The sequence below is a fragment of the Aerococcus sp. Group 1 genome (assembly GCF_000193205.1).
Lineage (GTDB): Bacteria > Bacillota > Bacilli > Lactobacillales > Aerococcaceae > Aerococcus > Aerococcus urinae_A.
In genome coordinates this window covers 217,854-230,584 of record NC_015278.1, presented here as the reverse complement: position 1 = coordinate 230,584, position 12,731 = coordinate 217,854, and the positions used below count along the sequence as shown (strand labels likewise).

The window sequence follows — 12,731 nt, the reverse complement described above, 5'->3', positions numbered from 1 at the left end:
CTAAAGCATCTTCATTAATTAATTGACTGGTTTCTCTAAAATTATAATAAGACTCTTTCAATAACATTGTCATGATATTTTCTAAATTTTCCCCAGGTTTAATATCCGTTAGTCCCTCTTCAACAACTAATTGACTCTCTGAAGACAGTTTTATTTTTAACTGCGAATAGCCCTTCAGTCCCAATAGACTGACAAAAGCGTACCACAGTAGAGATACTGGGACCAGACTCTCTGGCGAGTTCTTTGACATTCATTTGAATGACGTCATCAGCATGTTCAATAATATATCTCCCAACCTGAGCTTCAGACCCCGACAGCTTAGTCAATTTTTCTTCAATACCTAATAAAAATAATTGGACATGACTATCTACCCGTTATCTTAGCGTTTTTACTAAATGAATCAGCATTCTGTGCCTCTTTCGGCACACCAAAAAAGTAAGTCGCCACGAAGCCTCCAGCATAAGCAGCGAGCAAGCCTAAAGCATAAGCCATCCATTTTCCATCAGCAATTAATGGGATCAATGCGACACCACTAGGACCAATTGCTGTCGCACCAACACTGCCTATTCTTCCAACAACAGCACCTCCGATACCATCACCAATACATGCAGTGATAAAAGGACGACCTAACGGTAAGGTGACGGCATAAATCAAGGGTTCACCAATACCTAAAATCCCGACAGGTAGGCTCCCTTTAATAATATTGACTAATCGACCATTACGACGACATTTAAGCCATAGCGCTAAAGCAGCTCCAACTTGACCTGCACCTGCCATCGCTAATACTGGCAAGAGCTGTGTGGATCCAGGTGCATTGATCATTTCAATATGGATTGGTGTGAGTATTTGGTGTAGTCCAAACATCACTAAAGGTAAGAAGATGGCCCCGAGAATAAAGCCACTAAAGGCTCCTCCAACATTGAGTACCCAATTCACCACACCCACTAAGCCAGCTGAAACCCAACCAGCGATTGGCATAATTAAAAAGATCGTCATTAAGCCTACTGTTAATAGGGAAAGCGTTGGCGTAACAATAATATCTAGGGAATCTGGAACAAACTTCCGCAATTGCTTTTCAACGATTGATAGTAGGAATACAGCTAAAAGTACCCCAATAATCCCCCCTTGTCCTGGAGCTAGGGTTTGACCGGTAAATATATTCTTTAAGGGATTTTCTGGCGTCATTCCTGTTAGATAAATGATTCCAGCAACAATTCCCCCTAAACCTTCAGTAGCCCCAAATACTTTGGCTGCATTAATCCCCACATAAATATTGAGATAGGCAAAGAGGCCATTTTTAATAATATTTAGTATGGTTACAGCACTACCCCAAGTCGCCGCATCTAAATTACCGGCAGTTATGAGATTTTGAAATACCGAGGCAATCCCCCCAATAATACCGGCACCTACAAAAGCAGGAATTAGCGGAACAAAGACACTCGCTATGGTACTAGTAAAAGATTTAAAATACGAAGGTTTATTTTTTTCTTATTTTGATTAGCAATTTCTTCTGAATGAGAGCGATTACTAGTCAAATGAGGATCTAAATTTTCATCAATCCTTTCCGTATGTGAAATTCCACTTAATTCGTTCATTTCATCAGCTACTTTTTGTGAGATACCGGGGCCAACAACAATTTGAAGCGTATTGTCGTCCTTAACTATTCCTAAGATGCCCTCCTCTTCTTCTAGGGCTGATAGGTTCACTGCTTGAAAATCCTTAATATCAATCCGAATCCGTGTCATGCAATTATAGATTTTATTTGTATTTTGCTTTCCACCAATATATTCAAAAATATTCTTTGCTAAGCGTTCTTCTTTACTCATTTTTCCCTAGCCTCGCCTTCAATAATTTTGTATATAAAACCATCTGCTTTTTGGAGTAAATTTTGAGATTCTTCAAAAGAAACTTTTTCAGCTAACATCACGACCGCATTCTTCACATTAAAATGACTAGCTACTAATGCCTCATGTGCTTGCTCATAAGAAGCTTCAGTAATATTACTGATAATTCTTGTCGCCCGATCTTCTAATTTTTCATTGGTGACATTAATATCGATCATTAAATTCTGGTAAACCTTACCAATTTGGATCATTGAAACCGTTGATAACATATTCAAAACCAATTTCTGTGCTGTTCCTGCTTTGAGTCGAGTAGATCCAGTTAATATTTCTGGTCCAACGATTACTTCAATACTTATTTTAGCTAGTGCAGAAATTACTGATTCATCATTGCAAGAGAGCGCAATCGTCTTAGCGCCAAGCTGATTGGCATATTTTAAACCGCCCATAACATAGGGCGTTCTTCCACTGGCACTGATCCCTACTACAGTGTCTAGCGGACTTAGCTTAATATCTTTTAAATCATTTTTTCCTAACTTTTCATCATCTTCGGCTCCTTCAACGCCTTTTGTCATTACTCGTTCGCCCCCAGCAATGAGACCAGCCACCATATCAGGAGAGGTTCCAAAGGTAGGGACACATTCTGCCGCATCTAAAACCCCAAGCCGTTCACTCGTCCCAGCGCCCATATAGATTAAGCGTCCATCATGATTAAAGGAATCAACAATCATTTGAATAGCTGCTTCAATCTTGGGCAAGACCCTGCTTATGGCGCTCTGAACATTATCATTTTTCGTGTTCATAGTTTTTAATACTTCTAACACAGATAACTTATCAAGACTAAAAGTAGACTTATTCTTGTTTCTGTAGTTAATTTTGCTAAATCTTCCTTAGACATGAAATCATCTCCATTGGATTAAATACTTTTGCTTACTGCCGATAAATTGGATTAGGGGAGTATCTTCCGAAGTAATCAATCCGATCACATTGACTGAAGGGGCACGAAGGGGTACTAGGTAGATCTTTCTTGATAATTTCAAATTCCCCTTCATACCTACCAGCTAAGTTGTTATCGACCGTGATGCTCCCCTTGTTTCGAAAGGTTTGATTGGAAGGTTCAATAGAATCTGTAATTTTTCCTCTAGCACATTGACTCCTGACTACGTATTCACTAACATCTGGACGACACATCTAAACCTCTTGAAAGTAGGGGTCCTTAGCGCTTTTATAATTATCATCATAAGAGCCTTGTAAGAGAATAATTCCATCTTTTATATAATAGGAAAATTGTTCTAAATTTTGCTTTGATAAATAAGGATCGCTTAGATAAACCTGGTCAACATTATATTGTTTAAGCATAGTTAAACTAACCACAAAAGGTTTCTTCCCTCTTAACCTCTCAAGGGTAGGTAAACCCTGGTATACCGGTCCATGATAAGGTTGATTTCCAGGAACGAAGGCTTGCACCGTTAAACCATACTGATGAAACAGCTAGTTTTTTTGCATAAAGTAATCCTCTCCGAGTCCGGTATAAGGACGAGGATAGTAATTTTGCCAAGCAGCGATATACTCTTTATCTGCTCCGTTGGCAATAATTTCCTTGATATCATTTTCTTCAATAGTTGAAGCATTTATCCCTAAATGAATTTTGTGAGTCAATTTTGCAATGACTTCGTTAGAAAATCTATCATCTAATCGTATTCCAGTAATTCCCCATTGAGTTAAAACTTCAACCTTGTCCAAACTGATGCCAATCTTCTCTAATGAAGCTAATGACATATCTACCATTAAACTAAGCTGTAGCGTTTTACAAAGGCTAGCTAAATCTTGCAGCCGTTTGAAATACTTTTCTTGATTTCCCTCTGGAATCTGTATCGAAGTAAAACTCCTTGAAAACCTCCCTGTTTCATGCTTCCAATATATGCTCTATCTTCATGACTTAAATTACTATTTAAATAAACAGAAAACCCAAACATCTTTTCCTCTATCTTTTAAAACGCTTACATTTATAATGATACGTTAGCGGAAAAGTATTTCAATAAACTTAACATATTACAGGAAAAATTTTACATATAATTAAAATATATTTTAAGTTATCAAAACTAAAAAACCGATAAGTACCGCTTCGCTCAGTACTTATCGGTTATTCTTTATACCGGTAAACTACCAGTTAATATATAGATGATGCAGAAGATAGCGAAAATAGGCCAGAGATATTTAATGTAGCGTTTTTGGTATTCAAAGAAAGTTTGTTGGGTTTGTGCGGTTAAAATATACAGGGCAGGAATAATTGGAGATATCATCCCAAAAGCTTGAGGAATCATAGAAGCTACTCCCGTTTGTAAAGGTGTAACGCCGAATTGTTCCATAACATTTACCATCACACTCGAAATTCCAAAATAATAAGCTTCTTGCGGTAGGAAGACTAAACCTGGAATGGTAATTAAAGTATATACTAAGGCCATATGCTGGCCTAAGAACCTTGGAATCGCCTTAATTACTCCGAAAGCTAAGGCCTGAGACATTCCAGAACCATAGAGAATCCCACTAAAGGCACCTGCACCTAATGTCGCCATTGGTGGAGCAATGGCACCAGCTACATATTCACGAATCCGATCCATAACAATTTTAGAATCTCCAAAGTTGATTGTTGCTCCAATGATACTTCCTAAAAGAAAGAGAACTGAACCATGCCCATAGCCTAGCATGAGTAGTCCAATAATAGTTAAAGTTAATAATAAATTCACCCAATACAAGTGAGGGCGTTTGTACTCTACTCGACGATTACGAATAGAAGCCAGCATTTTTTCTTTTTGGCCTTCATCTAGCTTGTCCTCCTTATCAAAATTGAGGCGTTGACGTTCCTTACAACCGAAATAGAAGGCCAGACAAATGGTATACAAGATACCCCCAGTCATCCCTGGAAACAGAGCAAAAGAAAGATCCATTAATTCAATATTTAAAGCTGAGGAAATGACCGCAGCCGGTCCGCCCCAAGGAAGCATATTGAGAATAGTATTAGGCCCAATTATTAATAAAGCCAGTATAGGTAAACGCATCTCCATTTGTTTATACAAGTCCACAAAAGCAGCCAGTAAAATGATAACTGCCGTAGTGGTGTCCCCTGTCGATGAAACAGCAATCGATGAACAAACGGTCAGTATAGTTACTCGTAAAGGGTCCCCACGCATTTCTTTAATAAAAAATTCAATAATAGGATCGAAGAGACCTACGTCTAGCATCATATTAAAATAGAAAATAGCAAATAATATCAAGAAGACCGCTGGTGCAACCCCGGAAACAATTTCACCAGTCACATCATCGATACTATAGAATACCCCTTCATAGATCCACTTAAAGACTGCTTCTAATCCACTATCAGTAAATAAAACGATTCCAAGTCCAAACACCAAAGGAATAATGAGTAAGGACCCAACAACTGTTAATTTTTGACTTAATAGGAAATAAACAAAGGTACAAATCATCAATAAGGCAATAATGGCTAACACAATTCTTCCTCCTTCCCCAAAAAGCCGCTCTCCATAAGAAAGCGGCTTTTACTTGCATGGATTATTCCGCATTTAATGTCAATAAATTAAGAACATTATGCAAATCTTCTACGGGTGCTTGGCCCGGCGCGGAAACCTGGCCTAGGGCACCAAAACTTGCTTGAGACCCAAAGAGTTCGCCAGCTAAACGACTGACCATCCCTAGTTGCCCCATAGACATGGTGATTAAAGGTGTTTCAGCAACTTGATAACGCTCAAAGGTGGCATTAAGCAGAGTCACGACATCTGCATTTTCATTAGGCATAACCGCAATTTTTGCGATATCAGCACCTTTTTCTTCCATCCTTGATAGGCGATCGATAATGGTTTCCTTTTTCGGTGTTTTGTCAAAATCATGATTACTTAGAATCACTTTAATCCCTTTTTGATGAGCCCGATCAATAAGTGTAGTTACCATGTCTTCAGGCATCATCATTTCGATATCCAATAATTCAAAATCTGCTTCTGCAATAATGGTCTGATAGAGTTTTTGATAGCCCTCATCATCCAATTGGCATGCGCCGCCTTCATGTTGCGTACGGAAAGTAATTAACAATGGCTTGGGACAAGCTCCTTTCAATTTGTGACTTAGAGCAGCCACAGCGCCTTCTTCTAAGACGTCATCGAAATGGTCAATTCGCCATTCAATTAAATCGCAGGGTTCTTGGTTGATCTTTGAGAAAGTATCGATAATTGCTTTCTCGCTATTAGCTACTACTGGAATAATGACCTTAGGCCGACCCTTTCCGATAGTAACGTCTTTAACGACTACTTCTTTCATAATTGCTCCTTCTTTTATTCTGGCATTTCGCTAGTATCAACGACTTGATAGTAACGGATAAAGATAATCACACCGATGATAAATCCGATCGCAGCGATAATGACTTCAAATAACATCACAGCGCTTATATCATAATTTTCAATTAACCAAGGACTGATATTAGGGATGAGCCATGAAGCGACACTCCCAAAGGTATAGAAGATACTGGTGACGGTACCTTTTCCTTGAGGGAACATTTCTCCCATAACCGTTAAGCCTAACTGCATAACACCACCAGCAGCAAAGAATCCAATCATTGCGGCACCAACTTTAAGCATCAATGGCGTTGGGTATAGCCACATCAAAACGGCAGCAACTAAAGACATGAAAGTATAGCCTGCAACAAGTTTTACTGAACGTACTTTTGTCGCGACAACAGCTGTCACGAAGACACAGAGTAAGGATCCTACTGAGTAATAAGACATCAAAGCATTGGCTTCATTCATTGATAAACCCGCTGCCATTTGTCCATAAGTATTTAATGATTGCGAAATTAAGTAAAAGGTAGCTTGGGAAATAAAGCCATAGATTACAAAGGCGATTCCTTCTATATACCATTTAGGTTTTGATTTAAATTTAACTGCAGAAACAAAGTCATCGCCACCGGTTTCTTCCGCTTGTTCTTTAGCATCCTCATCCGGGAAAGGCATTCTCCACATGGTTAACATATTAATTCCTAAAACAGCTACGGCAATAATAAATGACCAACCGAACCATAGGGAGTTATTGGTTAAGAAACCAATGATCAATGGCAAGAGGAATTGACCAATTTGTACAAAAGCTTTAATCAAAACGTTTGCTGTCCCAGCATTTTCAGGGAAGGATTCCATTAAAGCTGGATATGTTCCTGAATCTAGGAATGAGTTAGATAAACCAGCAATTAAGGCAAAAACAGAGGCCATGGCTACGCTATGGCTATAAATAAGTCCTAAGAAATAAGCCATGTAGGTTGCCATTCCCAAATAAACAAAAGGTTTCCGCCCAAATCTATCTGAGAGTGGTCCAGAAATAACAATAGCTATCAAACGACCAATACCTAACCAACCAATCACTGAACCGATACCCGCTAAATCAGTACCCCATTGCTCCATGAGCATGTTCTGGTTCTGGGAAATGATGATTACCCCCATACCATGGATAATATAGTTAATATATAATCCTAAGGCTGTGGGCAAGTAACGATTATTTCTCATTTTACTTCCTCACTTTCTTCATTAAAGTAGCATTTAATTATCCTTAAAGAGTAATTCGTGGATATATTCAACTGGCATGTCTTCACCACAGAAGTGTTTGAAAGCTACTGCTCCTTGATAAAGCATCATGCCTAAACCATTGATTGCTTTTTTAACGCCATGTTCCTTGGCAAATTTTAATAATTCTGTTTCTGCAGGTGAATAAACAGTATCAAAGACCACTAAGTCTTCACGTAAGAAGCTTGGATCAGTAATCACGGACTCATTTTCAAGCGGATGCATCCCTACTCCACTGGCATCAATATAGATACTGCTCTTATCCATGGCTTCTTTCAGCGCTTCACGATTTTCTAAGTATTCAACAGTCGCTTTACAGTTCGTTTTTTGATTAATTCGTTCAGCCACACTCACTGCGTTAGGGTAGAATTCATCATCTTGGTTGAAGATATGTAATTCTTTAATTCCATCTAGAGCGCCTTGTACCGCAATAGCTGTCCCTGCACCACCACATCCAACTAAGGTTACTGTAGCATCTTTGACTTCAACGCCTTCTTCAGCTAAAGCCTTCATCGCTCCAACACCATCTGTGTTATAGCCAACGAGGTGCCCTTTCCCATCTTTATTGGTTACTGTATTAACAGCACCAATCAATTCAGCACTTTCATCAAGTTCATCTAAGAGAGGAATAACTTTTTGCTTATTAGGCATAGAAATATTTGAACCGCGAATCCCTAAAGCCCGGATACCTTGAATCGCATCGGCTAATTCGTCATTTCCTACTTCAAAAGCAAGATAGGCATAAGGAAGTTTTAGCTTGGCAAAGGCTTCGTTATGCATCGTTGGTGATTTACTATGTCTAATAGGTGTTGCTAATAAGGAAATTAATAAGGTATGTCCGTCTAAACGTTCTGTCATTCGTATAACCTCTTTCTCTTTTTTCATAATTTACTTTCTATTCAAATTATAGTTTTCACATTCACAAATAACAAATTGATAATAACCCTTTAATCTATAGATTTATTGAATGAATCATGCTAAATTATAGAAAGAAGTTATAACATGCTATGTTCTTTATTTTTAATATTGTAACCGCTTAAGCTGAGTCGGTTTTATATCATCTAATAAATTTAATTTCTTTTAAAAAGTTAGTGAATAAAAGTACAATAGAAAGTGATTAGTTATGAATCTTTACCATCTAAAATATTTCGTTACCCTCGCTAAATATGAACACTACACCTTAGCTGCTAAGGAATTACGTATCACTCAGCCCACACTCAGTAATGCTATTAAGTCCTTAGAAACAGAGTTAGGTATTCAACTATTTGAAAAAGACGGTCGTAATGTCAAAATCACACGAGTAGGTAATAACTTTCTTAGACATGTGACTGAATTATTAGCTATTCTTGACTTAGCTATCACCAAGGCAGAAAAGGAGGGCCATGGTGAGGGATTAGTGCGTCTAAATTTACTAAGAGTTCTAAGTAACTTAGTTCCTCATTTAGCAAGACAATTCATTGATCAAAATCCCGAAAAAAATATCAGCTTTGAATTTAGTAATGCTCACGGACTAAGCGGTGAAATGATAAAAAATGTCCAAAATAAAAAGACCGATTTGGCCTTTTGTACAAAGATTAATGTTAATGATCCCAGCCTCTCCTTTGTCAAAATTGCTGAAGAAAATATTGTTCTCATCACATCTAAAGACCATCCCTTAGCCGCAAAAAAAGCGGTCAATATCTTTGAAACTCTAGCCTATCCTCAGATATGGTTCTCTAAAAAAGCAGGGATGCGAACAATTATTGATAAAATTACCAACGATTTAAACATCCGGGATAGTATTGGTATTTCTTTGGAAGTCGATGAGGATGAAACTGTCGCCGGACTGGTCGCAGAAGGATTTGGCATTGCTTATATCGCTAATAATAAGGTATTGAATAACTATCCTTTAGCCATACTCCCAATTAAGAATTTCGACTATAAACGTTCCTACTATATGGTCTACCGCAATGATATTTATCATGCCCCTGTCGTCGAAGATTTTATTACATATATAAAGGAAGTCTCACTATAAAATATCCAAAAAGAACTATTAAAAAAACAGTTCCCCCTAATCGTAAGGAGAACTGTCTAATTGCTAGTCCTTTTAAATTATTCAGCAACCGCTTCTGCAGCTAATTTCCCTGAAGTTAAGGCCCAGGCATTATTGGCTCCTGAAGGCGAGTCGGTACCCATTACTCCACCAACCACTTCACCAGCTGCGTAAAGTCCTGGGATTACCTTACCATCCTTATTTTCAACTTGTAGTCGACTGTTGACGACTAGCCCACCCATGGTGGTCGCAAAGCGCGGTTTTTGTTCAATAAGGTAGTAAGGGCCTTCATTGGAGATCTTTTCTTCTAAGAATATCTCTTCTCGGCCTAGAGGGTCCTCTTTCGTTTCGACAGCTTGGTTAAAGGCCTTAACCGTTTCAACTAAATTATTTTCTGGAAAATCTAGCTTGTCTTCAAGCTCCTGTAAAGAGTCCCTTTTAATGAAGAAGGGAGTCGATTCACCATCTTGGGCCAGCCAATTGTCGATATCTGCCTTAGATATCCCACCTTCAGCCACTCCCTCTTGGAAAATAGCAAAACGCTCGGCATCCAGTAAGAGATAAAGAATCTTATGGTCTTCTGCCATTAAAGCATTTAAAACGTCATGGTTAGTGGCTCTCTCGTTAATCACCCGTTGCCCCTGGTCATTAACTAAGATACCGTTCATTTTTAAGACCGGAATATTTCCTCCAATAGTAGATTTAGCACGTCCCGGAGAAACTTCGATCCCATTCGGATAAATTTTCCCGTAATTCATCATTCTAGTCCCAGCATCCACAGCTTCGGTGACTTTAATCGCATCTCCAGTTGAAGATGCGGGGCCATAATAAAGGACTTCTTTTAATTCTTCAGAGAGAAGCTCTTTGTTATTTCCGTAGCCTCCGCTAGCTAAAATGACATTCTTAGCATGAAGAATATAAGTAGTTCCGTCTTCAGCAAGGGCTTTAACACCAACAACTTGCGGAATGGCAGAGTCAGAGTCCCCACTTACGGAAGCAGAGGAAACAGCATCGGCTTGATCCAGTAAGAGTTCTTTCATTCGAGTCTCTTTGAGCACAAAAACATCACTAGCTTCTAAGGCTTGACGGGCAGTGGTTGCAAAACCGTGACCACCGTCTTCATAGGCAAGCTCACGGTCATAGGCATACTCAGGTAGGTTATGCAGTCCTTCTTCGGTATCGTATTGAACGCCGATATCTTGATTGAGCCAGTCGGTGGTTTCACCAACATTGTTGGCCAAAAGTTCAATCAATTCGTCGATATTTTCATAGTTACCGTTGGCTTTAAAATCTTCAACCATGGCTTCTGCACTATCTTCAGTAACGCCTAAGTCTTTCTGTAGATGTGAGCCATAAACGACTTGATTCCCCCCACTAATCGAGATGGCTCCACCGATGAAACTTTGTTTCTCAACAAGGATAACTTTAAGTCCCAGCTGTGAGGCCCTAAGCGCAGCACTGATACCGGCTGCTCCCCCACCAACAACGACCAGGTCGGTATTTTTTTCGATACTTTCATCAGATTTTTCAATGACTGGTTTAGGACGATTTTTTAAGACTTCCACAGCCTGGTCTCCAGCTGCTTCTTTGACCGCTTCTGAAACCCCTTCAATTATTCCCAAACTAGAAATTGTCGCTCCTGACACAGTATCAACATTTAAAGTTTGGTAATCAACAATTTGTTGGGGGATGATTTCAAAGACCTTATCTGAGAGTCCTTCCGACTCGGATGACTGATCGATATCTATAGTTTGGATCGCTGAATCTGAAAAAGTCACCAGCATATCTAAGACGCTATTATGTCCTTTCGCCTTTGTTTTGTATTTCCCTGGGGTAAATTGAATATTTTCTCCCATTGTCTGTCGACTCCTCTCACAAATTATATATTTCACATTATCAATTCTATTATACATGGAGAATTGATTAAAAATAAGAATGAATGCGCTTTTATCCATTGATATTTATTATGAATGGAGAGGGAGGATTCTATTGATTAAATACTATTCTTGAAGAAGGTGACACGATCACTGTGGGCTGAGGAAAGGCCCTACAAGAATTGACCAAGCATTGCTAGAGTAATCTTAATAAGAGGACCCTCTTCACTCCCCTAATTGAGGGACACTAGAAGAACGCCGCATCAGTGTTGCACAAAAAGACTTTGCCCAAATTGAACGCAAGATGTGTATCACCGGTAGTCGGAAGAAACGCATCAGCATTCTCTCCGCTATTAATAGTCAGTGTACAGGCGAATTGATCATAGATATCTATACGCCGCGTTTTCTGACGGAGAATATTTAACAGTCACAAAAAGCCTTACTTGTAATCATTTTCAAGTAAGGCTTCTTCATGTTTTCAAACGAATGCTTTTTTCAAGATCTCCTACAAAGAATAGATAGGACCAAAACCTCTAATTAAATCGCTGTCCAGCCCCCATCAACACCAACAATTTGACCAGTGACATAAGTGGATTCGTCGGCTGCTAAGAAGACCACCGCACTAGCTAATTCCCCAGGTTTACCTGGACGCTTCATTGGGGTTCTGACTTCAATAAAGTCACTCATGGCCTCCATGGCCTCAGGATTGTTGGCTTCAGAAGCGAAGAAACCAGGGGCGATGGCGTTAACCGTCACACCAGTAGTGGCCCATTCCGTTGCCGCTGCCCGAGTGAAGTTAACCACCGCACCCTTAGCCGCCGCATAGTCAATAATCGGAAGCTCGGGTAAGCCACCAAAGCCGAGAATGGAGGCAATGTTGATCACACGGCCGTAGCCATTTTCCACCATCTTGGCTCCAAATTCGCGGGTCATGTACATCATCCCGTCCACATCCAAATTGAAGGTCTTGTGCCAAGCCTCATCGGTAATTTCAGCCAGGGGCGCGTTATTCCCGCCACCCGCATTGTTGACTAAGATATCTACCTTGCCAAACTTATCTAAGATAGCTTGGTGGGTTTCCTTGATCGATTCAGGATCGGTCACATCGGTTGAAATCGGGAAGATTTCAGAACCGGTCTTTTCTGCAATTTCTTTAGCGGCTTCGTCGAGCACTTCTTGACGTCTAGATAAGATAGCCACTTTGGCCCCTTGACTAGCCAAGGCGGTCGCAAATTGCTTGCCAATTCCAGTTCCACCTCCAGTCACCACGGCCACACGATTGGATAAATCAAACATATACATTCCTCCATTCAAAACATTAGTAATACTTTCATTATAAGGAAAATTAACAAAGAAAGCGATTACG

9 protein-coding genes and 3 pseudogenes are annotated in these 12,731 nt (G+C 39.5%); 1 reads left to right on the top strand and 11 read right to left on the bottom strand.

Features of this window, described 5'->3' with window-relative positions; all coding sequences use genetic code 11:
* Positions 1–119: 119 nt before the first annotated feature.
* From HMPREF9243_RS11000 to aroE, 9 genes and pseudogenes are all read right to left on the bottom strand, one after another.
* Positions 120–326 (bottom strand): MurR/RpiR family transcriptional regulator, encoded by a 207-nt coding sequence (locus tag HMPREF9243_RS11000; RefSeq protein ID WP_196793335.1) that lies wholly within the window; start codon positions 324–326, stop codon positions 120–122.
* Between the two features lie 37 nt (positions 327–363).
* Positions 364–1,826: pseudogene (locus tag HMPREF9243_RS09705) on the bottom strand (PTS transporter subunit EIIC).
* A pseudogene (murQ, locus tag HMPREF9243_RS01055) lies at positions 1,823–2,739 on the bottom strand (N-acetylmuramic acid 6-phosphate etherase). The pseudogenes HMPREF9243_RS09705 and murQ overlap by 4 nt, the downstream one beginning before the upstream one ends.
* A gap of 32 nt (positions 2,740–2,771) precedes the next feature.
* Positions 2,772–3,032, bottom strand: a complete 261-nt coding sequence (locus HMPREF9243_RS10995) for a phospho-sugar glycosidase domain-containing protein (protein ID WP_081456591.1) — start codon at positions 3,030–3,032, stop codon at positions 2,772–2,774.
* Positions 3,033–3,764 (bottom strand): annotated as a pseudogene (locus tag HMPREF9243_RS10665) (MupG family TIM beta-alpha barrel fold protein). It abuts the gene before it with no gap.
* Between the two features lie 227 nt (positions 3,765–3,991).
* Entirely contained in the window at positions 3,992–5,350 is a 1,359-nt protein-coding gene (locus tag HMPREF9243_RS01045; protein WP_013668960.1) for a CitMHS family transporter, read from the bottom strand.
* A gap of 61 nt (positions 5,351–5,411) precedes the next feature.
* Positions 5,412–6,170, bottom strand: coding sequence for a type I 3-dehydroquinate dehydratase (gene aroD / locus HMPREF9243_RS01040; protein WP_013669859.1), 759 nt, complete (start codon positions 6,168–6,170; stop codon positions 5,412–5,414).
* A 14-nt stretch (positions 6,171–6,184) separates the two neighbouring features.
* Positions 6,185–7,402, bottom strand: coding sequence for an MFS transporter (locus HMPREF9243_RS01035; RefSeq protein WP_013668521.1), 1,218 nt, complete (start codon positions 7,400–7,402; stop codon positions 6,185–6,187).
* Positions 7,403–7,435: 33 nt separating this feature from the next.
* The gene (aroE, locus tag HMPREF9243_RS01030; protein WP_013669708.1) at positions 7,436–8,317 is read right to left on the bottom strand and encodes a shikimate dehydrogenase; all 882 of its coding nucleotides are present in this window, start codon (positions 8,315–8,317) and stop codon (positions 7,436–7,438) included.
* A 265-nt stretch (positions 8,318–8,582) separates the two neighbouring features.
* Between aroE and HMPREF9243_RS01025 the strand changes: the two genes are divergently transcribed.
* Positions 8,583–9,473, top strand: a complete 891-nt coding sequence (locus tag HMPREF9243_RS01025; RefSeq protein ID WP_013668611.1) for a LysR family transcriptional regulator — start codon at positions 8,583–8,585, stop codon at positions 9,471–9,473.
* Between the two features lie 77 nt (positions 9,474–9,550).
* Here HMPREF9243_RS01025 and HMPREF9243_RS01020 read toward each other — a convergent pair whose 3' ends face one another.
* Positions 9,551–11,347 (bottom strand): FAD-dependent oxidoreductase, encoded by a 1,797-nt coding sequence (locus HMPREF9243_RS01020; protein WP_013668955.1) that lies wholly within the window; start codon positions 11,345–11,347, stop codon positions 9,551–9,553.
* A 555-nt stretch (positions 11,348–11,902) separates the two neighbouring features.
* Complete coding sequence (locus HMPREF9243_RS01015) at positions 11,903–12,661, bottom strand: SDR family NAD(P)-dependent oxidoreductase (RefSeq protein ID WP_013669887.1); 759 nt, start codon at positions 12,659–12,661, stop codon at positions 11,903–11,905.
* Positions 12,662–12,731 lie beyond the last annotated feature (70 nt).

Bases quoted from the DNA above. Each gene is read 5' to 3' on its own strand.
- HMPREF9243_RS01020 (WP_013668955.1), bottom strand. From the start codon at position 11,347: ATGGGAGAAAATATTCAATTTACCCCAGGGAAATACAAAACAAAGGCG.
- HMPREF9243_RS10995 (WP_081456591.1), bottom strand. From the start codon at position 3,032: ATGTGTCGTCCAGATGTTAGTGAATACGTAGTCAGGAGTCAATGTGCT.
- HMPREF9243_RS01015 (WP_013669887.1), bottom strand. From the start codon at position 12,661: ATGTTTGATTTATCCAATCGTGTGGCCGTGGTGACTGGAGGTGGAACT.
- aroE (WP_013669708.1), bottom strand. From the start codon at position 8,317: ATGACAGAACGTTTAGACGGACATACCTTATTAATTTCCTTATTAGCA.
- HMPREF9243_RS01025 (WP_013668611.1), top strand. From the start codon at position 8,583: ATGAATCTTTACCATCTAAAATATTTCGTTACCCTCGCTAAATATGAA.
- HMPREF9243_RS01035 (WP_013668521.1), bottom strand. From the start codon at position 7,402: ATGAGAAATAATCGTTACTTGCCCACAGCCTTAGGATTATATATTAAC.
- aroD (WP_013669859.1), bottom strand. From the start codon at position 6,170: ATGAAAGAAGTAGTCGTTAAAGACGTTACTATCGGAAAGGGTCGGCCT.